Origin of the sequence: Diplocloster hominis (genome assembly GCF_032380655.1) — a bacterium.
Classification (GTDB): Bacteria; Bacillota; Clostridia; order Lachnospirales; family Lachnospiraceae; genus Diplocloster; species Diplocloster hominis.
The window spans coordinates 126,728-150,011 of record NZ_JAWDIY010000013.1; the positions used below are offsets into that span (position 1 = coordinate 126,728).

Below are 23,284 nucleotides of genomic sequence, written 5' to 3' on the forward strand. Positions count from 1 at the left end.
CTCAAATCATGGAGAAAATTATTTGAAGGAGAGTTGCTATGGCTCAAGGCGATTTTATGATGCAGGTACGTTCCAACTATAATCAGTTTACAAAGGCAGAACGAAAGGTGGCGGATTATCTGCTGCAGCATGCGCAGGATGTTCTGTTTATGTCCATTACGGATCTGGCGGACGCATGTAAGGTGGGGGAAACGACTGTATTCCGGTTCTGTAAGACGATGAAGCTGCAGGGGTACCAGGAATTCAAGATCAAAGTATCCTTAAGTATCAAAGGGGAAGAGGAAGCACAGCCTCTGTTGGAAGATGTCAACAAGGACGACAATCTGATGGTGCTGACCCAGAAGCTTTTGAATTCCAATGTCAACGCAGTTGTGGAGACCAATGCGCTGCTGGACCACCAGAAGCTCCTTCAGGTACTGCGGGCGATGGTGCCGGCCAGAAAGATCATGTTTTTCGGCGTCGGTTCCAGCGGCCATGTGGCCATGATGGCGACCAACAAATTCCTGCGGATCACGGATAAGGTATTCTGTTATACGGATTCCCATATGCAGGCTATGGCGGCGTCTTTGCTGGGCCAGCAGGATGTGGCGGTAGTGATCTCCTATTCCGGTTCCACGAAGGACTCGATCCTGACGGCGAAACTGGCAAAGGAAGCGGGGGCCTACGTGGTTGGCATCACCAGATTTGCCAAATCGCCGCTTACGACCTATTCCGATACCTCCATCCTCTGCGGAGCGAAGGAAGGACCGCTGCAGGGAGGCTCCACCACTGCGGTTATGAGCCAGCTGTATATTATGGAAGTGCTGTATACGGAATATTACCGGCAGACATATAACGAGAGCTATATCAACAATAAAAAATCCGCGGAATCCATCGTGGATAAGATGTATTAAATTTGGATTGTGTATATGGATACCTCAAACTGCGGCAGCCGTCCCGGGCTGCACTGGTTGGGGTATCTTTTTATTCAGGAGGAAACATGCGTCCGAATGAATAGAAAACCCGCCGCGGGCAAAGAGTTCCGCAGGCGAAACTGAATATAGGAAACGGGATAAAGCACCTGATGAATAACATAAAAAGAAAGACCTTTCGAGGAGGTAGAACATGAAGATTCTGGTGTGTATCAAACAGGTACCAGGAACCAGCAATGTGGAAGTGGATGAAAAGACGGGAGTTTTAAAACGGGACGGCGTGGAATCCAAGATGAACCCTTTCGACCTGTATGCCATCGAGCAGGCGCTGTGCCTGCGGGAAGCGTACGGCGGAACGGTGGATGTGATCACCATGGGGCCGCCCCAGGCCAAAAGTGTACTGCTGGAAGCGGTCTATATGGGAGCCGACAACGGCGGCCTGATCAGTGACCGGAAGTTCGCGGGAGCGGACGTAGTGGCGACCAGTTATACCCTGTCCCAGGGAATCCGGAAGATGGGAGAATACGATCTGATCCTGTGCGGCAAACAGACCACGGACGGGGACACCGCCCAGGTAGGGCCTGAGACGGCTGAGTTCCTGGGGATGGATCATATGGCGAATGTGCAGAGAATCCTGGCTGTCCAGGGCTGTGCGGCGGGCGGAGAAAATACGGTAACCGGAGAAGATGAGTCAGCCGGAGCGAATGCGGTAACCGGTGAAAAGACGATCACCGTGGAAGCGAATATGGACCGGTATCTGCAGCAGGTAAAGATGGTTCTTCCGTGCCTGCTGACCATCGATAAGGACGCGAATACGCCCAGGCTTCCGTCGTACCGCCGGAAGATGGCAGCGGATGAGAACTGCATACAGACGTTTTCCATCCGGGATTTTGCGGACCAGGACGAGAAACACTATGGCCTGGCCGGATCCCCCACACAGGTGGAGCGTATCTTCCCGCCTCAGAAGAACACATCGAAGGAGATCTTCGAGGGAGACGCTGACTTGCTGACCACAACCTTTGTCCGGATATTGGGCGGGAAGAAATTCATATAGGGAGGATAATGAGCCGTGCAAACGTTACATATACACGAAGAACTGGTAAATGAGCAGACAGCGGGGCAGCTGATGGCAACCTGCCCGTTCGGTGCCATCAGCTATGAAAACGGAAAACTGGATATCAGCGCCGGCTGCAAAATGTGTAAGCTGTGTGTGAAAAAAGGCCCCCGGGGCGTGATCACACTGGAGGAACTAAAATCCGAGGGAGTCGATAAAAGCCTGTGGAATGGAGTTACCGTATTCGCGGAATACGAACAGGGAAGCATCCATCCCGTCGTGTTCGAGCTGATCGGAAAGGCCAGAGAACTGGCTGCGGTCAACGCTCATCCGGTGTATGCCGTGATCCTGGGCAGTGGACTTAACGATGCGGCGGAGGAACTGCTGCACTACGGCGTGGATGAAGTATTTGTCTATGACAGGCCGGAACTGGCGGATTTCCGGATCGGCCCTTATGCCAATGCCCTGGAAGATTTTGTGAAGCAGGTGCATCCCAGCGCTGTGTTAGTCGGGGCTACGAACCTGGGGCGGTCACTGGCTCCTAAGGTGGCGGCCAGATTCCGGACCGGGCTGACCGCTGATTGTACGATATTGCAGATGAAGGACAATACGGATCTGGTTCAGATTCGTCCGGCTTTCGGCGGAAATATTATGGCCCAGATCGTGACACCAAATTCAAGGCCCCAGTTCTGTACCGTCCGGTATAAGATTTTCTCGGCGCCGGAGAGGCAGGAGCAGGCCGGAGGGAAAGTGACCAGGATGCAGCTTCCCGATTCCGCAGTGGAAACGGATACCGAGGTGCTGCGGGTAATTGAAAAGCCGAAGGAAATCGATATATCAGAGGCAGAAGTGATCGTAGCGGTGGGACGTGGTGTGAAAAGCCCGAAGGACATGGAGATGATAGAAGAGCTCTGTGAACTGCTGGGGGCACATATGGCCTGTACGAGACCGCTGATCGAAGCAGGGTGGTTTGACGCCAAGCATCAGATCGGCTTAAGCGGCAGGACCGTGAAGCCGAAGCTGATCATCACGCTTGGCATCTCCGGGTCCGTACAGTTTGTAGCAGGAATGAAGGGATCGGACTGCATCATCGCGGTTAATCAGGATCCGAACGCGTCCATCTTCGATGTGGCGCACTACGGACTGGTAGGGGATCTGTACGAGATTATTCCGAAACTGACGGAACAGCTGAAAGGAGGGCATGGGCGATGAATTATCACAAGATAGACCAGGAGGATATCCAGGCGTTAAAACAGATCGTAGAGGAGAAGAACCTGCTGACCCGGGAGCAGATCGGTGAGGATTACAGCCATGATGAGCTGGGGGGGATCACCAGCTATCCGGACGTGCTGATCCGGGCCGGGTCGACAGAGGAAATATCTGCTGTTATGAAATATGCGTATGATAAAAATATACCGGTAGTTGTCCGGGGGTCCGGAACGGGATTAGTCGGTGCGGCCGTGGCCCTGTACGGCGGAATTATGCTGGAAACCACGCAGATGAATCATATCCTGGAACTGGATGAAGAGAATCTGACGGTTACGGTGGAACCGGGCGTGCTGCTGATGGAGCTGGCCCAGTTCGCCCAGGATCACGATTTCCTGTATCCGCCGGACCCGGGTGAGAAGTCGGCCACCATCGGCGGCAACATCAGCACCAATGCCGGCGGTATGCGGGCGGTGAAATACGGTGTTACCCGGGATTATGTCCGGGCTCTGACGGTTGTTCTCCCCACCGGAGAGATCGTGGAGCTGGGCGGTAAAATCGTCAAAAACAGCTCCGGCTACAGCTTAAAAGACCTGATGATCGGTTCGGAAGGTACGCTTGGCATTATCACCAAAGCGGTACTGAAGCTGGTGCCGCTGCCCCAGAAGAGCATCAGCCTGCTGATCCCGTATCCGTCTATGGAGACGGCGATCGAGGCGGTTCCGGAGATCATCCGGTCCAAATCCGCTCCGACGGCGATCGAATTCATGGAGCGGGAGACGATCCTGTTCGCGGAAGAATATCTGGGTAAGAAATTCCCGGATACCCAGAGCGACGCGTATCTGCTGCTGACCTTTGACGGCAGTTCCCTGGAGCAGGTGGAAGCGGAGTACGATAAGACAGCGAAGCTTTGTCTGCGCCAGGGGGCGTTTGATGTCCTGCTGGTCGACACCGATGAGCGCAAGGATTCCGTCTGGTCCGCCAGAAGCGCGTTCCTGGAGGCGATCAAAGCCTCCACAACGGAGATGGATGAGTGCGATGTGGTCGTGCCGCGGAACCATGTGGCAGAATTTATCAAATACACCCACCAGCTGGCCGGGGAGATCGATATCCGTATTCCCAGCTTCGGGCATGCCGGGGACGGGAATCTGCATGTCTATATCTGCAGGGATGAGCTGGATGAGGAGGTATGGAAGGAGAAACTGGCCCTGGCCTTTGATAAAATGTATGAACGGGCCAATGAACTGGGCGGCGCGGTATCCGGCGAGCACGGGATCGGATATGCAAAGCAGGCATTCTTAGAGCAGCAGGTAGGAGAGGCGCAGATCCGGCTGATGCAGGGGATCAAGCAGGTTTTTGATCCCAAAGGACTGCTGAATCCCGGAAAGGTAGTCTGCGGAGCGCCGGCTCTTATCCGGCGGTAACAGGAAGGAAGTGGAATCGTATTCAAATGGCGGGCAAACAGGAAAGAAAGATTCGTATGGTCTTAGTGGGATATGGCGGAATGGGGAGGCAGTATGCCGAACGGATGACAGACGGCGGGATAGAAGGGCTTACGCTTACCGGTATCTGCTGCCGGAATCAGGACGGCCAGCAGGAGATCAGTAGCCGGTATCCTAATGTTCAGATATACAAAAATACAGATCATATGTTTGACCATGCCGGCGAGTTCGACGGACTCCTGATCGCCACGCCGCACCGGACTCATGTGACGCTGGGGATCAGGGCTTTTCAGCATGGATTACATGTGCTGGCGGAAAAGCCGCTGGGGGTCAGTACGATGGAAGCGCGGCAGTTCATTGACGCACACCGGCAGGCGTCCGTCGCAGAAAACCGCATTCGGCCTGCTTTTGCGGTCATGTTTAATCTGCGGATGCTGCCCGCCTGGATTCAGGCTCACCGAATGATCCGTGAGGGCTGTCTTGGAAATCTGACCAGCGCGCTTTGGATCAGAAACGACTGGTACCGGTCTCCCTGTTACCACCAGAGTTCCCCGTGGCGCTGCAGCTGGACGGGTGAGGGCGGAGGCTTGCTGATCAACCAGTGCCAGCATGATCTGGATCTCTGGCAGTGGTTGTTCGGGATGCCGCAGAGTATCCGGGCGGACATAGGTTACGGCAGATTCCATTCGTTTTCCGTGGATGACAGCGTAGAACTGAAGTTTCACTACGCAGCGGATTTTAAAGGGAATTATCTGGCGTCCTCGGGAGAAAGCCCGGGGGTTAACCGGCTGGAGATCTGGGGGACAAAGGGGCGGCTCACGTTAGAAAATAATGCGGTGCTTACCTTTGATGAGAATGAGGTCGCGACGGATGAATTCGCGCGGTCGAACCGGGAGATCTATGGAAAACCTGCCCACCGATGCAGAAGAATTCCAGTCGAAGAAACAGCCGATACTTATCGGCTGATGCTGCAGAATTTTGCAGATCATATCAGGTACGGTAACGTTCTGGCTGTTCCGGGGGAGGAAGGGCTCAATGCACTGGAGCTGGCCAACGCAGCGTATCTGTCCAGCTGGTTTCAGGAGGAGATTTCGATTCCCATAGATGATGGAGTATATCAGAATGCGCTGGCTGCCCAGATGAGGCTGGAAAAACCTCTGCCGTAGTGCCGTAGCAGATCCATTAAAAGGCCGGGAAAGAGGCCGCTTATTTTGGTTCTTTCTGTTCCAATTGTTCCTGTTCCTGCTCCAGACGTTCATTTTCAGTCTCGAATTTTATCTCATAGTGGATGACGACGGTGAGGATGGCCCGCAGCAGGATAATGGCGCCCAGGACATACATCTCACTGATGGTCTTGGTGATCACCGTCCTCAGAATTTCGCCAGCCAGCTTAAACTCGAGGGAGAAAGCAAGGGATCGGGCGAAGCCCAGCTTGATGTCATGCCTGTCCGCATTGAAACCGGAACGAACATAGGAAATAAAAGTGCGTAAACCGCCAACCATGATAATAAGGATGCCGATACATTCCAGCACGTGGATGAAGCAGGTGACCACGATGTGTAAAATTTGTTCAAATTCCATGACAGGTGAGTCCTTTCTTCCATACATTTTTGTTCACTTTTTTCCGAAGTGACTATATTATAACCTGGAAATACACAGGGAACAAGGGGGATTCCTATAGATTTTCAGATATAGTGCAGGATTTCTATGGATTTTCAGATCAGAACGGTTTCGTCCATAAATCGGGGTCCATTTATTTTCACAGAATTTCCACAGAAAGAGAAATTAGTGACAGATCGGTACTGGGATAGTATAATAGAGTCTGCAGGATAGTCATCCCTGTGAGAAACTGAGAAATGAAACAACAAAGGGAAAAGGTTGAGCGATAAGAGGTTTACCCATACCTTTTTTGCAGCTTTGCTGCAGACCCGCCCGAAGGGCATGCATTCAGGGATGCTGTAAAGTATATCTGGATGTGCAAATGTATGCATGGAGGAAATCATGAAGAGAACAACCAGAAAATCTGCAGGAAGAACTATGAGACAAGCAGCGATAATCGTATTTGGTATCTTGCTGATGGGCCTGGCAGCAGGCTGCGGCAAGGAGAAGGAAGCGGTACCGGACCAGGAGCCGCCTGCGCAGGAGAGTCAAAGCAAAGAACAGGAATCCGGTTTCGGGACAAATGATAAGAAAAGCCAGGGAATGGAGGAACATCAAAAGGATCAAAAAGACCAGGCAGACAGGACGTTCTCGGAGGAGAGAATCATCAAAGACCAGACTTTTGATGTGGAGCTCAAACCATTAGGTGAGGTGAAATTTGCCTCCTATTCGCCGGATACGGAGCAGGAACCGCTGGCAGACGCAGAATTCGTTGTCTGGAAGGATAACAAGGTGAGCAGCATCCTGGATGGGCCGTTCCCGGATAACATCCGGTCGAATGAGAGTTTTAACTCGGTAGAAGCAGTATCTTTTCCGGATTATAACAGTGACGGCTATAACGATATTATCATTATCTGCAGTTATTCGCCGTCTTCGGGGCCGGATGCGGGTACCGGATACTCGGAAGCCAGAATTTTCAGAGGGGATGCTAAGGGCTCTTTCACGTTTGAAAAAGAGCTGAGTGAACAAACCAATTCTGCCCTGGCGGAAATCACTGTAAAGTCCGTGCTGGGGTTCCTCGGAGCGGACCGGCCGATGCCCGTGGATGCGAAGAGCTCTTGGCAGCAGGCTTATACTGATTATCTGCAGGCTCAGGACGCAGGTATGTGGGAAGGGTACCGGTTAATTTATATCGATGAGGATGATATCCCGGAGATCGCAGCCTTCGGCAGCAGTGAAGCGGTGGGGAGTAAAATCATCAGCTACGGGGATGGGAGAGTCTATGAGACGCAGCTTAGCCGGTTGAATTTTTCATATATTGAGCGGGGGAGTCTTCTGTGTAATTCCGACGGGCATATGGACAGCTACTATGACGTGGTGTACCGAATGGAACATGGACAGCTGACACAGATCGCGGCCGGTTACTACGGCGCGCAGGACAATTCCAATGTCCAGCTGGATCAGGACGGTGAGCCCATTTATCAGTATCAATGGGAAGGAGAACTCATGTCCAAAGAAGAGTATGATAAGGCATTCCATGCGGTCTATGACACTGCCAAAGTGAAGAAGGAAAGCCTTGTGAAGGAGTTCTATTCTGCGGATGAAATCATAGAGGACATTAACAATATCTAATGAAATCAGTGAAACAGGGAAAGGCACAGTACTTAGGCCGGGGCTGTACAGAAGATTCATCTGTACAAAACAGGCCGGCGGGTACTGTGCCTTCTTCTGATTTTGCCGATTGAGGGAAACCCTTATTCAACCGTCAGAATAGAATCAACCACATTCATTTTGGCGATCCCGCGCAGCGGGATGGCGGTGGCGGCCAGGCAGGCTGCCACAGAGACAGCTGCGGCTTCCAGAATGGGAACCACCGGAACGGCCGTCCAGTATAAATGATCGGCTGCAGCAGCGCCGATAAAAATCGTACATAGATATCCGCAGACAGCGCCGAATACAGAGGCGATCAGACCATAGTAGGCCCCCTCCCACAGGAATGTCTGATAGAGGCTTCGTGTACTCATGCCGATTGCCCGCTGCATGCCGATTTCATGAACCCGGGTATGAATATTCGTATAAACCGTGTTGATGATATTCAGCACACCGATCAATCCGATGAATAAAATCAGTCCCCAGCAGAGAAGGCGGATCTGTTCGAAGCTCTCGGCCAGCTGCGCGTCAGACTGGCGGTAGGAGAGCCAATGACTGCCAGGATTTTCCCGGCACCATTCTTCCAGCTGACTTTCAAAGGAAGCCGCGTCCGCGCCCTCCCGCAGTTTTGGGTAGAGCTCGGAATAGTTAGTCCGTCCGGTCAAAGTGTCATAAGCCGCATCGGATACGATCACCTGTACGCCGTTTACAAAACCTTCGTTGTTGATGGTTACCGGATTGTCCGCGATACCGGCCACCCTCATTTCCTGTCCGTTAACCGTAATCCTGTCATTTATCTGCAGGGTTGTAGACTCTACGGTTTTCCCTTCATAGGCAAAGGCAATGGGATTCTTGATCAGGCAGGCTTTCCCGCTTTGCAGTTCCTGGAGATCCTGATCCGAAAGGCCGGACGCGTAAGAGGACAGTCGGGAGAAATCGATTCCGGCTATCTGGAAGGACTCCCAGGACTGCAGGGGAATAGTAAGACTGACAGGCAGATTCCCCTCTTTATCCTGCTGGTAGACCGATAATTTTGTATACGACAAATTTTCGACCATCTCATGTTCCTTTAATTCGGCCGCTGCTTTCGGGGGTATTCCAACGGTTTCGTTCGTGACCGCATAGTCGCCCAGATGCATTTGCTGTACGGCCCCGCTTGTATCCAGAAGGCCGCTGAAACTTTGAAGCGCCACAAAAACGGTAATGCTCATAACCATAGACAAAATGGTGACCCAGGTACGCCCGCGGCCCCGCTTCAGATTCAGGCGGGCATAAAAAGCCTCGAAGCTGCGTATCCTTTGTTTCTTTCTGCTGCGTCTTTGGATCTTCAGCTTCTGCCCCCGCATGGCAACCGTGGGCGATACGCGGGAGGCGTAGCGGGCGGCGGGAAAGGCGGCGAGTACCGAGAACAGCAGGGTAACGGCAGCGCTGGCCAGTATAGGCCATATTTTCCAGGAGCTGTTTTCCGCTATGACAGCGTTCAGTTCCCGGGTGTCGGCAGCCAGGAACAGGTCCGGATTCAGCAGTCCGGTGGCTGCTGTCAGGATTCCTTTCGCGCAGAGGACTCCGCATAATAATCCGGCCGGAATTCCGATTCCGCAAAGCACCAGCAGCTGAGAAGTCACCAGATGGTACAGCTGTATTCGTTCTCCTCCGATGGCACGCAGGGTCCCGTATTCCTGTATCCGCTTTGCAATCGCAACTTTTAATATATTGTAGATAACCAGACCGGCCGCCAACAGGATCAGTGCGCCGACCAGAACGCAGGCAGCCGTCATAAAGGGGAAACCTGCGGCGGTATCGGCGTTTCCTTTTTCATCATAGGAGATACCCAGGGCGTCTAGCAGCACCCAGTTATATTGGATATGATCCTCCGATATGTTCAGCTGACCGGCAAGATCATACACAATGGATTGAAAATTATCGCTGTTTTTCGTCTTGAAATCTGTGGAGTACAGAAAATAACGGGGAGGGAGCAGGGCGGCCGCGGTTCCTTCACCAACTACCGCGTCCACGGTTCCGGTGGCATAACCGATGTAGTTGCTTTCCAGGATACCGGTCAGCACAAAATCGGCGGTATACGCATAAGGCGGCTGCGTATCGGATTGCAGGCTGATTTTTACGGGAAGAGTGATCAGATCCCCCGGATTCCCGTTAAAATTAAGATATTGCAGCGCGTCCTCCGGCAGGGCGATTTCCCGTTCCTTAGCGGGAAGCCGCCCCTCTTTTATTTTTCCGACAGAGGGGTAGGCGTCCAGAGCATTCCCGCAGTATTCCCTCAGAAACAGGGTCAGACCGCTGCTGCCCAGCTCCAGATTGCCCAGGTTGATGAGACTGCCGACATCGTATAGACGGGGATCCGAGGACAGAGCGGCCGCCTGTTCTTCGGTCAGTTGATGGAAAGTCCCGTAGCGGTCCCCATTCAGGCCGGAAGCCTGATTCACCCGCATGGACTGTAAGATCCCAATGGACTGGCCGATGGCGGTGGTGGCGATGGTTGACAGGATAACCGCCAATAAAATCAGGACCGAGGTGATTTTCTGGGCTTTTAATTCCTTCCAGGCTAAAGACAGATATGAATTCATGATCCCGTCACCTCCGATAGCTCTCCATCCACGATATAGAACCGGCGGCCGGCCATTTTCGCAATACGGCTGTCATGGGTAATGATGACGAGTGTTTTGCCCAGTTTTTCCCGAATGTCACACAGCATAGCCATCACTTCCCCGCCGCTTTTGCTGTCCAGGTTCCCGGTGGGCTCATCCGCAAAGATTACATCCGGTTTCGCGATCAGAGCGCGGGCGACCGCCACCCGCTGCTGCTGCCCGCCGGATAATTCATGAGGGAGATGGTCCAGTCTGTCTGTAAGGCCCAGCAGCCCGGCCAGCTGTTTCAGATGCGCCTCATCCGGCTTCTGCCTGTCCAGCAGGAGCGGCATGAGGATGTTCTCCCGGGCGGTGAGGACGGGAAGAAGATTGAACTGCTGAAAAATAAAACCGATTTTCTGCCGGCGGAAAGCGGAAAGTTCCCGGTCTGTCCCGTGATGAATATCCGTCTTGCCATACGTCACCGTTCCGGAGGTCGGCCGGTCCAAACCGCTTAGGATATGCAGCAAAGTACTCTTTCCGCTGCCGGAAGGTCCCATAATGGAAATGAAGTCACCGGGATGGATGGTCATGTCAGCCTGCTTTAAGGCGGCTACCTGATTATCCCCGCTGCCGTATACTTTCGAAATCTGATTCACCTGAATATCCATAAAAAAATCTCCTTATCTGCTTGATAAGAAGATTGTAACGGATGAATCTCAAGAAATGCTCAAGGAGTTGAAGAATGGGAGCAGAGCGGGCCTGCCGTTCTAAATACGGCAGTAGCTTTTGCTCCGCGGCTGGTGTTCTCAAGGGTCAGGCTGCCTCCCTGGTGCTTATCACACAGGAGTTTACAGATGTACAGACCCATTCCAAAATGTTCGTTTCCCGAGGGATTCTCTCTGAAGAATGGGGTCGGCCCTTTTTTCAGTATCGTATCAGGGTAGCCGGGACCGTCATCGGTAACGCAGATTTGTATGTTATCCTGCTGATAGGACACGTCTGCCTGGACGGTGGCAAAGGCATAGCGCAGGGCGTTATTTACCAGATTCTCCGCGGTGTCAAATAAGAATTGTTTGTCGATGTGTACTTGCGGTGTGAAAATGGTATTTGATATTATCACCTTTTTATTCTGGCCGGCAGTAAGGACAGTCAGCGCGCGTTCCAGTTCTGTGTGTAATGCGGATGTGTCACATGGGAGGGGGCGGCACTCGATTTCTTCTAATTTTTGTGCGTTTGTCATAAGCGCTGCGTAGGATTCTATACGGGCGGTGTATTCTGTGATCAAAGATATGGATTCTTTTATGATGGGTGAATGGATTTGGGAATCCTGCGCTGCTTCTTTTTGGAGTATTTTCGCGGAACCCTTCAGAACGGTGATGGGATTTCTTAAGTCGTGTGCAAAGGCGGCGTTCAGCCTTTTGCGCTCCTCCATCTGACGCCAGAGCTCCTGATTGTTTTTTTGCAGCTCTTTTCGCATGATTTCAAAAGATTCGCAGAGCTGGCCCAGTTCGTCCTGCGCACAGGATTCGATATGAAAATCCAGGTCATGGCGCTGGATTCGGGAGGCGCCTGCCTGCAATACGGCAAGCGGACGCTTTAGTTTGAGATTGTAAAAAACGATGGCGGCGCTGATCAGTGACAGGATAATCCATAGTACAGGCAAAATGAATTGGAGGAGAGTGACCAGGTTCCAGAGGCCGCCGCCGGGGTCTGCAGCCTGCGGATTCTCTGCGGTTTCCTTCTCAGAGATGATTTTTCCTTCTCCGTCCAATGATATTTCGAAATTTGGCGAAGCGGAAAGATTAGTTTGGGCTTTCAGGCAGATAAAAAATGTGATGCCGGCGAACAGGATTCCCAGGCATAAAAAGAGACCGGTGATGATAAAAAAGGACTGCCGGAGCCCTTTCTTGTTCAGCCATTCCATTTATAACCCACCCCCCATACCGTCTCAATGTAATTGTGCAGTGTGCAGGCAGAGAACTTTGCCCTTATTTTCCGAATGTGTTCCATGATCGTGTCGCTGTTCCCGCTTCCCTCCAGACCCCATACGATGTCATATATCCTCTCCCGGTCAAAGACCTGGCCTGGGTTGGAGCAGAGCAGTTCTACGATCCCAAATTCGATCTTTGATAAGGGGATTTCCACATCACCGATGGTAAGCTGACGTTTGGTGAAGTCGATGGACATTTCCCCGAAAAAGCGCAGGACGGACTGGCCCTGCTTCCGGTCCTCCCTGCGCAGGTGGGCCGCTACCCTTGCTCCCAGCTCGTCCAGATCAAAGGGTTTGACGATGTAGTCATCGGCTCCGGCTTGGAATCCTTTGATTTTATCTGCTGTTTCCACCCGGGCGGTCAGGAAAAGTATGGGACAGGAGATATGCTCCCGGATACGGGTGCAGACGGTCAGCCCGTCCTGGTCGGGCATACTGATGTCCAGTAAAATAATATCCGGCTGCCGGGCTGCCTGTTTTAGTGCCTCCGCCGCGCAGCAGGCTGTGAGTACCTGGTATCCGGACAGTTCAAAATAATTTTTCATCATCGTGACGAGCCCTTTTTCATCGTCGGCTAAGAGAATTTTACTCATATCAGAGACCTCCTTTCGGTGATCGTGGATGTTTCACTAATTGTAATTATTGCAGAGAAATCTCAAATTTTTCTCTGTTTATTTTTCTTAATTCTAATAGTTCCATACATATCTGTCAAATATGGGAGGGGACTGGCATCTTTCGGCAGAAAAGCCATATTTTCAGGTAACTGCGCAGAGAAAGGGGCCTGTCCCCGGATGCAGCCTCGGTTAGTCCAGCATCCGAAAAAGTAAATGCAAAGTACACCCGACAAAAATGCAAAGCACACTTCACAAAAAAGTGCAAAGTACACTTGACAAAAAATGCAAAGCAGACTATACTAAGAATGCAAAGTTAACTTAGCAATAAATAGAAGGTGATATGTTTGAAAACACGAATACGGGAACTGCGGAAAGCGGAAAAATTATCTCAGGAAGAGTTAGCGGAAGCGGTGGGAACGACGAGGCAGACCATTACCTCTATCGAAGTGGGAAAGTATACCGCATCGCTGGTACTGGCCTACAAGATTGCCCGCTATTTCGGATTGACGATTGAAGAAGTGTTTGATTTTTCAGAGGTGAAGGAGGAATTATAATGAATGAATTCAGAAAAACAGTGAAACACAGGATCATAATATATGGAATCGGCCTGCTGGCAGCGGTGGCGATCGTTGCGGCCGGTATCATGACGGCGGGCAGCGCCGCGGGCGGCAGTACGGACGAGATGCTGTCTTCTTTTGTCAGCGGCCTATTCTTTGGATTTTGTATCCTGCTGATCATCTATCTGGTCAGGCTTCGGATGGCGCTTGGAAGCGAGACGAAGCTGAATGCCCTGTACCGCTCCGAGAACGATGAGCGCAGGCAGATGATCCGGCAGAGCGCGCTGGGAAAGAGCTTTTTTATTACAACCGCAGCGCTGGTGGTGGGAATCACCGTGTCTGCCTATTACAATAAGATCGTGGCTTTGACCATGGCAGCGGTACTGGTGTTTCATGTGACCGCGGCAGCTGTTCTCAAGACATACTATCTGCGGAAATATTGAGACTTCATATATTGAGAAAAAGGCTGCCCAGCTAAAATGCCATTACACATTTCGAAAATATACTTCATACAGAGAAAAGGCATACCCTGCAGAGATCATCAAATGGATCAAAGTTCTGCAGAGTATGCCTTTTCAGCCGTCTAAGTACCAGAACAATATAGGACGGCCTCTGACGGCTATCCTTACATTTTCTCAGGTTCCGGATAATTTACTCCAAAGGTTTCCACGGTAACTGTTTTCATTACCTGAGGAGTAAGCGGCCGGTCATTGTAATCCGTATCGGTTTCAGCGATTTTATTTACCACGTCCATTCCCTCCGTCACCTTGCCGAAGGCTGCATACGAGCCGTCCAGATGGGGAGAGGTCTGATGCATGATAAAGAACTGGCTTCCGGCGGAGTTGGGATGCATCGCTCTGGCCATGGATAATACGCCGGGAGCGTGTTTGAACTGGTTTACGAATCCGTTCTGAGCGAATTCGCCTGCGATGCTGTAGCCGGGGCCTCCCATTCCGGTGCCGTCCGGGCATCCGCCCTGGATCATGAAACCGTTAATTACACGGTGGAAGATCAGGCCGTTGTAGAAACCGGATTTGACAAGGCTGATAAAGTTATTGACCGTATTGGGAGCGAGATCGGGATATAATTCCGCTTTGATGAGATCTCCATTTTCCATTTCAAATGTTACCACTGGATTCTGTGCCATAATTTTGTACATCCTTTCTTTCTTACGTTATTCTTTAAAGTTTACCACAAAATCGGGCTTTCCAAAACATAATTTTTCTGATATCATTTTTCTTGAGCTTTATACCGATGATAAAAGGAGAATTATACCGTGAATATCAATGAGATTGCAAGGCTGGCGGGAGTTTCAAGGGCGACGGTATCCAGATATATAAATGACGGGTATGTAAGTCAGGAGAAAAGGCAGGCAATCAAAAAGGTCATCGATGCGACGGGCTACATACCATCCGCGCAGGCGCAGATGCTGCGGACGAATAAAACCATGCAGGTGGGTATCGTTCTTCCGGAAATACGATCCGATTTTGCCTGTGAGATGGGAGACGGAATTACCTCCGTGCTGGCAGAAAAAGGGTATTATCTATTACTGGGTAACTCAAAAAACAGTACAAGCAGAGAATTGGAATATTTGAATATATTCAGGAACAACCGGGTGGATGGGATTATCTTTATTCCAACCGGTTTTCCGGCAGAACAGCAGAAATTTCTGGATAAACTGACGACGCCCTGCGTGATCATCGGACAGCAGGTAAAAGGGCACAGCTGTGTCTGCTTCGATGGTTACGAGGCGGCCAGAAGCATGACGAAGCTTCTCGTCGATCGGGGCAGAAAGCAGTACGCTATGCTGGCGGTGCCGCGGAAAAACCGGGAAGATTTAAGGGAACAGGATGGGTTTCTGGCAGTTTTGTCCGAGAATGGCGTTCCGCAGGAAAATATCATTATAACGGAAACCGGATATGGGATACAGGAAGGGTATCACACGATGTGTCAGCTGTTGAGCAGGAATCCGGATATTGACGCAGTGTTTGTGGCTGCGGATGAGATCGCGGCGGGGGCGGTGAATGCGGTCCGGGATCTGGGCAGGCGGATACCGGAGGATATATCCATTGCCAGCCTGGGAGACACCAAATTAGCGGAAGTGATCTCTCCCAAACTGACCACCGCCCGTTATTTTTATCGGGACAGCGGCGTGGAGGCGGCAGAGATGCTGCTGGATATGATGGAGGCAAAGAATCTGACGGCAAGGCACCGGAAAATGGGGTTCGAAGTGATCAGCAGGGAAACCGTCTGAACGAATCCTGTATCACCAGGCGGAAGAAGCAGAACGGGAGGAGGAGTCTAAATGGCAAGTGGGAAAAGGCTTTCGGAAAGTGTGGCCGACGATATCAGGACCATGATTACGATCGAGAAAAGGTTCCGGCCCGGGGATAAGATCCCAAATGAAAATGAACTCTCTCAGGAGCTGGATGTCAGCCGGACGACTCTTCGGGAGGCCGTCCGCATTCTGATCACCAACGGGGTGCTGGAGATACGCAGAGGGCTAGGCACCTACGTCCGGGAGGAAAATGATACCTTTGCGGGAATGACGCTTGGCAGCCTGACAGATACGAAAGCTGGTGCCCGGGATCTGTATGAGATGCGTCTGATTTTTGAACCCGAAGCGGCCGCACTGGCGGCAGTCAGGGCCAGTGACCAGGAGCTGAAGCGGATCATCGGCTACGGACGGCAGGTGGAAGAACTTATTCGTGAAGGGAAAGACCGGACTGAGGCAGAGCATACTTTTCACAAAGCGATTGCGAAAGCTACCCATAATGACTTCATGTACAAGCTGATGCCGGTGCTGTATGAGGCGATCGGCAGGGGGGTGGCGCTTTCCGCTCAGAGCGAGGCGGCGGTAAAGAGTACCTTAAGCGATCATGGGCTTATCATGGAATTCCTGGAGGCCAGGGATGCCCAGGGGGCCAGAAGCGCGATGAAGATCCATATCCGTCATGCGATGAAGGAACTGGGGCTGGATACAGAGGGATAGAGTATTTTAATAAGAGCTTCAGGGCGGTACCTGTCCCTCTATACATAAAAAAAAGGAAAAGACGATTATCCAAAAACCGAAGGATAATCGTCTTTTCTAATTGTCGAAAAAAGTCATCTGCCAGACCTCCTTAGAGATTCTGCCCAACCCTGACTGGCAGGAAAAATAATTTCCCCACAGTCAGTTGCGCAGCGAAACGATATGACTAAAATAATGGGTAGGAAGATAAGGTGGAATAGTTTTGGAATTAATTTACAAACAGATGGCTAAAAATATAAAAAACTTAAGAGTCAGCAAAGGTCTGAGCCAGGAAAAATTAGCGGAATTAGTGGGCGTTACACCAAACTATATCTATCGGCTGGAAACCGGACATAAGAGAATGAGTTTAAACTGTCTGCTGTCCATACTCACCGCTTTGGATATCTCGGTGGATCAGATTATTCCGGCCAAAAGTACACAGGAGGACTACGAATTAACCGAGGTACAGGATCAGCTGCTGAACATCGTAAAAGGCTGCGATGAAAACGAGATTGCTTTTATCATGGAGCACATGAAAAACTTATTATATGAATTACATAAGTATATCAAGCATTAGCTTCCGGTTTATCCCAAATACCAAATCCGGTATTTCCTGATAAATGGTTTCCTGATTAATAGCTTCCCAACAACTGTACATAAATGGCTTCTTGAAAGCTATACACGCACGATAAAAACGTTTTTCGTTTGAATCTGCTTAAGAGCGGAGTGATTATGACCAGAATAGAGAAAAAGCAGCTTATCTTCGCCGGCTTGTCAGTGATATTGGCGGCAGCCGTTACATTACTTATTTTTACTTATATCATCAGCATCTCAACCGTCAAACAATACAGCGAAACACCGACCGGTAATATCGGCGTCTATTCCATATGGAAAGTTAAAGAGAACGGCTGCTATGAATCCTTGAAATCGGCGCGGATTATTTATAAAAAGGCAGCCGTTACAGATACCCGCATTGTATGTTCCAATATTATTAACAATGGTGAAAACGCTTTTATCGTAGTCGAATATTTTTTGCACAATCAGCAGTATTATGAAACCATAGATTATGACTTCACAGTAAATGACACTGAAAATCAGGATGCGGATCTGGTAGGTAGGTTCCTCTTTGTTCTTGCCCCTTTTGGGTATCCCTTCCTGCATGCCCTTTGGCTGAGAGTGCAGGAATTTATCTAATTAAATCTGTGAATAGTTATTTGTTAATAGGCATATTTTTGAAATAGGTTGAAATATTTTTGAAACAGATATATTTCAATTGACATCATGAATTGCCTGTGTTAAAGTGGTAAAAAATAGTAGCGCATAAAAAAGCTTCGCTGACTATTTTTTATGCATCGCACGTAAGCGTCTAAAGAACAGCCGCTAAGTGCTCATAGCGATAAAAATAATTGAGATAGAAAATGCAGGGACGAGGAAGAGTAAATACTTTGCGGAATTTACAGAGAGAAGATGGCTGGTGCGAATCTTCAATTCGGGAGTATGGAAGTAGCCTCCGAGCAGTGGACCGAACGAGAGTGATCTTTAGTAGACTTCAACGGAATTTTCCACCGTTACAGGGAAAGCGGTATCGATAGTAATATCCGTACTGATAGAATCTCTTGTCAGTTCCGGTAATCTATCCGTACTGGCAGAGTGCAGAGAGGAATCTCTGAATTTAGGTGGTAACACGGATGAAATATTCGCCCTAAGCCAAAGGTATTTGGCTTAGGGCTTTTTTTCGTTCTAACATCCGTAAGGCAGTCCCGGACTCCGGCAGTTTCTGGCTCATTATTTTTAGTTTCACAGACACATGCAAGAGGAATCACACACGGAAAAAATATGACACAGGAGGGATGAAAGATGGAAATAACAGGCGCGGATTTATTCGTAAAAGCTTTGATGGAGGAGGGGGTACAGACTCTGTTCGCCTACCCCGGAGGGATGGCCATCGATCTGTTCGACGCGCTGTATGGACAGAACGGGCTGGATGTGGTGCTGCCAAGACATGAGCAGGCACTGGTCCACGAGGCAGACGGCTATGCCAGATCGACAGGAAAGACAGGAGTCTGTCTGGTGACCAGCGGCCCGGGAGCTACCAATCTGGTGACCGGTATCGCCACCGCCAACTATGACAGCGTGCCGTTAGTCTGTTTCACAGGCCAGGTACCCACGAATCTCATCGGAAACGATGCGTTCCAGGAGGTGGATATCGTCGGAATAACGAGAAGCATCTGTAAGTATGCAGTTACCGTGCGCGACCGGAAAGACCTGGGCAGGATCATCAGGGAGGCCTTCTACATCGCGGCATCTGGAAAACCGGGACCGGTAGTCGTCGATATCCCGAAAGATATCCAGCAGGCGTTCGGCAGCAGCGAATATCCAAAAGAAGTAAATATACGCGGATACAAGCCCAACACCGGTATCCATGCAGGCCAGCTGAAGAAAGCCATGGGAATACTCAACAAAGCGAAACGGCCGGTTCTGCTGTGCGGCGGCGGAGTGAAGATATCAGGCGCCAAAGCGCTGCTGACCCAGTTCGCGGAAAAGACCGGCGTCCCGGTCATCACGACGATCATGGGAAAAGGCAGTATTCCCACCAGCCATCCGTTGTATGTAGGAAACATCGGGATGCACGGAAACTACGCGTCGAACCATGCGGTCAGCGAGTGCGACGTCATGTTTTCCATCGGAACCAGGTTCAACGACCGGATTACCGGAAAAATCAGTGAATTCGCGCCCCGCGCTACGATCATACACGTGGATGTAGACCCGGCGTCCATCTCCAGAAACATAGCGGTAGATATCCCGATCGTAGGGGATGCAAAAGCGGCCCTTCAGATGATGTTAGGAGAAGCGCGGCAGCTGCAGTTGGAGGATTGGACGCAGAAGATCGATGAATGGAAGCGGAAATATCCGATTCAGATGGGGCAGCAGGAACAAAGCCAGCATCAGGAATCAAACCAAAACCAGATTCTGACTCCGGAGCTGATCCTTCGGACGATCAATACCATGTTTCCGGAATCCATTGTTGTGACCGACGTTGGACAGAACCAGCTCTGGACCACCCAATATCTGGAGCTGGATGAGAGACGGCAGTTGCTGACTTCAGGAGGGCTGGGTACCATGGGCTACGGATTCCCGGCCGCCATCGGCGCAAAAATCGGTAATCCGGACACGGATGTTATCTGTATCAGCGGAGACGGCGGTATGCAGATGAATCTTCAGGAAATGGCCACTGCTATGGCGCTGGAGCTTCCGGTTATTATCTGTGTTATGAACAACGGCTATCTGGGAAATGTCCGCCAGTGGCAGGAGATGTTTTTCAACCGAAGGTATTCCAGCACCTGTCTATGCTACCGGAAAAGCTGTAAAAAAGACTGCCTGAATCCGGATAAATGCTGCCCCAAATATCTCCCCGACTATGTAAAGCTGGCGGAAAGCTACGATGCCAAAGGAATCCGGGTAAAATCCGCGGAAGATATAGAGGCCGCGCTGACAGCAGCCAGGGAAAATAAGAGTACACCCACGTTAATTGAATTTATCATTGAAAGAGAAGCCAACGTCCTGCCTATCGTTCCGGGCGGCAACGCATTGAGCGATATGATTATGGAAGCATAGGAGGAAAGTTTGATGAAAAAGAGATGGATATCCCTGTATGTAGAAAATGAAATCGGAGTGCTGGCCAAAATATCCGGTCTGTTCTCCGGAAAAGCGTACAATCTGAACAGCTTAACAGTGGGGGAGACCGAAGATCCCACGGTTTCCCGCATGACCATCAGCTTGACCAGCGACGATTTGACCTTTGAGCAGATCAAGAAACAGCTGAACCGCAGCGTGGAAGTCATCAAGGTCGTGGATTATACCGACATCCCCATCCACAAAAAAGAGCTGATGTTCATAAAGGCAGGGAACTTAAGCGTGGAGGAATGTCAGGAAATCTTCCGGATCGCGGAAGTATTCCGGGTGCGGATCAAAGACTATGGAAAAAATGCCGTAATTCTGGAGTGCCTGCAGACTGAAAATAGAAACAGTGACCTGATGCGGCTGCTGGCGGAGAGCTTCGGGAACAGAATCGAGGTGGTCCGTGGAGGGAGCGTGGCGATTGAGGCGGTCAGTATGTCTGAGCGGTAGGTTGGGATAGCCATGGAACAGAGGAAGGTCTGGGGGCGGCGGAGCTGCTCTTAGGGGGAACACAGGAGTCCGGGGTGCCTGACAGGGCAGAATGCTGTCTTTGTCCGGGGCGGGGCGGTGGATTGTCCCTGATCCGGGGCTGTGGGCTTGCGCCGGCTGCTGCTAAACAAAAAACCGGGGGATGGGAACAGGAACCGGGTCTATTCGCCAGGAACGCTGGATGCGTTCCAGGCTCAGAGACCCTTGCACGTCGGCGTGGAACGCCGCCGCGCATCCTGCTCCCATCCCCCGGTTTTTTGTTAAGCAGCAGCACGGCCGCCCAATGCCCCGGATCAGGGACAATCCACCGCCCCGCCCCGGACAAAGACAGCATTCTGCCCTGTCAGACACCCCGGACTCCTGCGTTCCCCCTAAGAGCAGCTCCGCCGCCCCCAGACCTTCCTCTGTTCCATGGCCCGGCACTGGTGAGGGAAGGAAGGCGGGAAGGGCGTAGGCATAGGCGGGGGAGTTGTGGATGGAGGATGTATGTTGAGATGTATAATGTAATTGTTGACATAGTATGTCATGTGTGATAGTATACATCATATGTGAAAGGAGAGGATGTTAATGAGAAGTGACCGGATTAAGAAAGGGATGGAGGCGGCGCCGCAGAGAGCGCTGCTCTATGCGCTGGGACTTACGGAGGAGGAGATGGAGAAGCCTTTGATTGGTATTGTGAGTTCCTGGAATGAGATCGTGCCGGGTCATATGAATCTGGATAAGATCGTGGAGGCAGTGAAGCAGGGGGTATCTATGGCTGGCGGAGTGCCGGTGGTGTTTCCGGCTATCGCAGTTTGTGACGGAATTGCTATGGGACATGAAGGGATGAAGTATTCCCTGGTAACCAGGGAGCTGATCGCGGACAGCACGGAAGCCATGGCGATGGCGCATCCGTTTGACGGTCTGGTTATGGTTCCTAACTGTGATAAGAATGTACCGGGGCTTTTGATGGCTGCGGCCAGGCTGAACATACCGTCGATCTTTGTGAGCGGAGGCCCTATGCTGGCAGGAAGAATCGGTCAGGAAAGGATCAGTTACTCTAATGTATCTGAGGTGGTAAGCCGGTGTGTTACCGGTGAGGCGGGGGCAGAGGAGGCCGAAGAGTGTGAGCAAAATGCCTGTCCCACCTGCGGTTCCTGTTCCGGTATGTTCACGGCGAATAGTATGAACTGCCTGACTGAAGTGCTGGGTATGGGATTGCCCGGGAACGGTACGATACCTGCTGTCTATTCCGAGCGCCTGAGGCTTGCGAAACGGTCAGGAATGCAGATAATGAAATTGGTGGAACAGGATATAAAACCGAGGGATCTTATGACCCGGGAAGCTTTTCTGAATGCACTAACCATCGATATGGCGCTCGGATGCAGCACGAACAGTATGCTCCACCTGCCGGCTATTGCTCATGAGTGCGATATTACATTGGACCTGGATCTTGCTAATGAAATCTCAGAGAAAACGCCGAACCTTTGTCATCTGGCACCGGCCGGGCCCCACTATATCGAAGATCTTCACCGGGCGGGAGGAATTCGTGCCGTCATGCACGAGATCAGCAAGCAGGGCCTGTTACATACGAATCTGATGACCTGCACCGGCCGAACCATAGCAGAAAATATCCAAAACTGTGAAATCATGGACCCGGAGGTTATCCGCCCGCTCCATAACCCCTACAGCACCACGGGAGGAATCGCTGTCCTAAAGGGCAATCTGGCCCCGGACGGCTGCGTAGTTAAGCGATCGGCTGTCGCCCCGGAAATGATGAAGCATACGGGAAGAGCCAGAGTATTCAACAGGGAAGAGGAAGCCCTCCAATCCATCTACCAGGGCCTCATCCACCCCGGCGACATTATCATCATCCGTTACGAAGGACCCAAAGGCGGTCCGGGCATGCGAGAAATGCTCAATCCCACCTCCGCCATCATGGGAAGCGGACTCGGAAGCAGTGTGGCTTTGATCACCGACGGCAGATTCTCCGGAGCCACCCGGGGCGCCGCCATCGGCCACGTATCTCCCGAAGCCGCCCTGGGCGGCCCCATCGCCCTGGTCGAAGATAATGATCCAATCGAAATCGACATCCCCAACCACACGATCCGTCTGGCGGTTCCCGACGACATCCTACACACCCGAAGAACCCGCTGGTCCCCACCCACCCCCAAAATAACAGGCGGCTGCCTGGCCCGCTACGCCAAAAGCGTAACCTCCGCCAACACCGGAGCCATCTTACAATAATCCGCTGCACCAGAATCCATCACCTTCGCCATCACCCCCCTTTTATTTTTTTGCAGGCGGAGCAGGGCGGGCTGGGGTACGGGATCTGGATTTATCGGGCGGTCAAGGCCTGCGGCGGTTGGTTTGCGGGCATGGGTGGCTGGAACTGGGGGAATTGGTCTCCCTGTGGGGACATTGAGAGGTCTTATGGATTTCTTATAGGGCAGAATTTTAGCCAAGTCCGGGGCCGGGCAAACTCGCATTCGCTCAAACAGTGCCCGGCCCCGGACT

The 23,284-nt window shown here is 51.4% G+C and carries 21 protein-coding genes and 1 other annotated feature; of the genes, 15 read left to right on the plus strand and 6 right to left on the minus strand.

The features are described 5' to 3' along the window. The first annotated feature begins 38 nt into the window (after window positions 1-38). The 5 genes from ABC831_RS13730 (at window position 39) to ABC831_RS13750 (ending at window position 5,779) form a co-directional block, all read left to right on the plus strand. Window positions 39-893: a MurR/RpiR family transcriptional regulator gene (locus ABC831_RS13730; protein ID WP_343248677.1), complete on the plus strand. Its 855-nt coding sequence runs from the start codon at window positions 39-41 to the stop codon at window positions 891-893. 211 nt (window positions 894-1,104) lie between these two features. After that, complete coding sequence (locus ABC831_RS13735) at window positions 1,105-1,965, plus strand: electron transfer flavoprotein subunit beta/FixA family protein (protein WP_343248678.1); 861 nt, start codon at window positions 1,105-1,107, stop codon at window positions 1,963-1,965. 15 nt (window positions 1,966-1,980) lie between these two features. After that, entirely contained in the window at window positions 1,981-3,177 is a 1,197-nt protein-coding gene (locus ABC831_RS13740) for an FAD-binding protein (protein ID WP_343248679.1), read from the plus strand. Continuing rightward, window positions 3,174-4,595 (plus strand): FAD-binding oxidoreductase, encoded by a 1,422-nt coding sequence (locus ABC831_RS13745; protein WP_343248680.1) that lies wholly within the window; start codon window positions 3,174-3,176, stop codon window positions 4,593-4,595. The genes ABC831_RS13740 and ABC831_RS13745 overlap by 4 nt, the downstream gene beginning before the upstream one ends. Window positions 4,596-4,621: 26 nt before the next feature. Further along, window positions 4,622-5,779, plus strand: a complete 1,158-nt coding sequence (locus ABC831_RS13750; RefSeq protein WP_343248681.1) for a Gfo/Idh/MocA family protein — start codon at window positions 4,622-4,624, stop codon at window positions 5,777-5,779. A 40-nt stretch (window positions 5,780-5,819) separates the two neighbouring features. Here the strand turns inward: ABC831_RS13750 and ABC831_RS13755 are convergent, their stop codons facing one another. After that, complete coding sequence (locus ABC831_RS13755; protein ID WP_343248682.1) at window positions 5,820-6,194, minus strand: DUF1622 domain-containing protein; 375 nt, start codon at window positions 6,192-6,194, stop codon at window positions 5,820-5,822. A 420-nt stretch (window positions 6,195-6,614) separates the two neighbouring features. On the opposite strand from ABC831_RS13755, the gene ABC831_RS13760 reads away from it, so the two are divergent. Beyond that, complete coding sequence (locus ABC831_RS13760) at window positions 6,615-7,844, plus strand: hypothetical protein (protein WP_343248683.1); 1,230 nt, start codon at window positions 6,615-6,617, stop codon at window positions 7,842-7,844. A 122-nt stretch (window positions 7,845-7,966) separates the two neighbouring features. On the opposite strand, the gene ABC831_RS13765 is transcribed toward ABC831_RS13760, so the two are convergent. Genes ABC831_RS13765 through ABC831_RS13780 form a run of 4 tightly spaced genes read right to left on the minus strand, consistent with a single transcriptional unit; the run spans window position 7,967 to window position 13,033 of the window. After that, window positions 7,967-10,447, minus strand: coding sequence for an ABC transporter permease (locus tag ABC831_RS13765; RefSeq protein WP_343248684.1), 2,481 nt, complete (start codon window positions 10,445-10,447; stop codon window positions 7,967-7,969). After that, entirely contained in the window at window positions 10,444-11,118 is a 675-nt protein-coding gene (locus tag ABC831_RS13770) for an ABC transporter ATP-binding protein (protein ID WP_343248685.1), read from the minus strand. The genes ABC831_RS13765 and ABC831_RS13770 overlap by 4 nt, the downstream gene beginning before the upstream one ends. Window positions 11,119-11,177: 59 nt before the next feature. After that, window positions 11,178-12,374, minus strand: coding sequence for a HAMP domain-containing sensor histidine kinase (locus ABC831_RS13775; RefSeq protein WP_343248686.1), 1,197 nt, complete (start codon window positions 12,372-12,374; stop codon window positions 11,178-11,180). After that, window positions 12,362-13,033, minus strand: coding sequence for a response regulator transcription factor (locus ABC831_RS13780; protein WP_343248687.1), 672 nt, complete (start codon window positions 13,031-13,033; stop codon window positions 12,362-12,364). Before ABC831_RS13780 ends, ABC831_RS13775 begins: the two co-directional genes overlap by 13 nt. Window positions 13,034-13,398: 365 nt before the next feature. On the opposite strand from ABC831_RS13780, the gene ABC831_RS13785 reads away from it, so the two are divergent. Both ABC831_RS13785 and ABC831_RS13790 read left to right on the plus strand, forming a co-directional pair. Continuing rightward, complete coding sequence (locus ABC831_RS13785; RefSeq protein WP_343248688.1) at window positions 13,399-13,608, plus strand: helix-turn-helix transcriptional regulator; 210 nt, start codon at window positions 13,399-13,401, stop codon at window positions 13,606-13,608. Then, window positions 13,608-14,054 (plus strand): hypothetical protein, encoded by a 447-nt coding sequence (locus ABC831_RS13790; protein WP_343248689.1) that lies wholly within the window; start codon window positions 13,608-13,610, stop codon window positions 14,052-14,054. The genes ABC831_RS13785 and ABC831_RS13790 overlap by 1 nt, the downstream gene beginning before the upstream one ends. A gap of 182 nt (window positions 14,055-14,236) precedes the next feature. On the opposite strand, the gene ABC831_RS13795 is transcribed toward ABC831_RS13790, so the two are convergent. Next, window positions 14,237-14,758, minus strand: coding sequence for a peptidylprolyl isomerase (locus ABC831_RS13795; protein ID WP_343248690.1), 522 nt, complete (start codon window positions 14,756-14,758; stop codon window positions 14,237-14,239). A 129-nt stretch (window positions 14,759-14,887) separates the two neighbouring features. Between ABC831_RS13795 and ABC831_RS13800 the strand changes: the two genes are divergently transcribed. The 7 genes from ABC831_RS13800 to ilvD all read left to right on the plus strand — a co-directional run bounded on the left by ABC831_RS13800 (window position 14,888) and on the right by ilvD (window position 23,014). After that, the gene (locus tag ABC831_RS13800) at window positions 14,888-15,865 is read left to right on the plus strand and encodes a LacI family DNA-binding transcriptional regulator (RefSeq protein WP_343248691.1); all 978 of its coding nucleotides are present in this window, start codon (window positions 14,888-14,890) and stop codon (window positions 15,863-15,865) included. A 51-nt stretch (window positions 15,866-15,916) separates the two neighbouring features. Continuing rightward, a complete protein-coding gene (locus ABC831_RS13805; protein WP_343248692.1) occupies window positions 15,917-16,603 on the plus strand; it encodes a FadR/GntR family transcriptional regulator in 687 nt (228 codons plus the stop codon). 262 nt (window positions 16,604-16,865) lie between these two features. After that, the gene (locus ABC831_RS13810) at window positions 16,866-17,198 is read left to right on the plus strand and encodes a helix-turn-helix domain-containing protein (RefSeq protein ID WP_343248693.1); all 333 of its coding nucleotides are present in this window, start codon (window positions 16,866-16,868) and stop codon (window positions 17,196-17,198) included. Between the two features lie 128 nt (window positions 17,199-17,326). Then, the gene (locus ABC831_RS13815) at window positions 17,327-17,815 is read left to right on the plus strand and encodes a hypothetical protein (RefSeq protein WP_343248694.1); all 489 of its coding nucleotides are present in this window, start codon (window positions 17,327-17,329) and stop codon (window positions 17,813-17,815) included. Window positions 17,816-18,035: 220 nt separating this feature from the next. Next, window positions 18,036-18,329: a binding site (T-box leader), on the plus strand. 149 nt (window positions 18,330-18,478) lie between these two features. Further along, window positions 18,479-20,236 carry a biosynthetic-type acetolactate synthase large subunit gene (ilvB, locus tag ABC831_RS13820; protein ID WP_343248695.1) on the plus strand — a complete coding sequence of 586 codons (1,758 nt, stop codon included), beginning with the start codon at window positions 18,479-18,481 and terminating at the stop codon, window positions 20,234-20,236. Window positions 20,237-20,248: 12 nt separating this feature from the next. Continuing rightward, on the plus strand, window positions 20,249-20,749 hold the full coding sequence (gene ilvN, locus ABC831_RS13825) for an acetolactate synthase small subunit (protein WP_343248696.1): 501 nt from the start codon (window positions 20,249-20,251) through the stop codon (window positions 20,747-20,749). Window positions 20,750-21,355: 606 nt separating this feature from the next. Further along, on the plus strand, window positions 21,356-23,014 hold the full coding sequence (gene ilvD, locus ABC831_RS13830; protein WP_343248697.1) for a dihydroxy-acid dehydratase: 1,659 nt from the start codon (window positions 21,356-21,358) through the stop codon (window positions 23,012-23,014). Window positions 23,015-23,284: the final 270 nt, after the last annotated feature.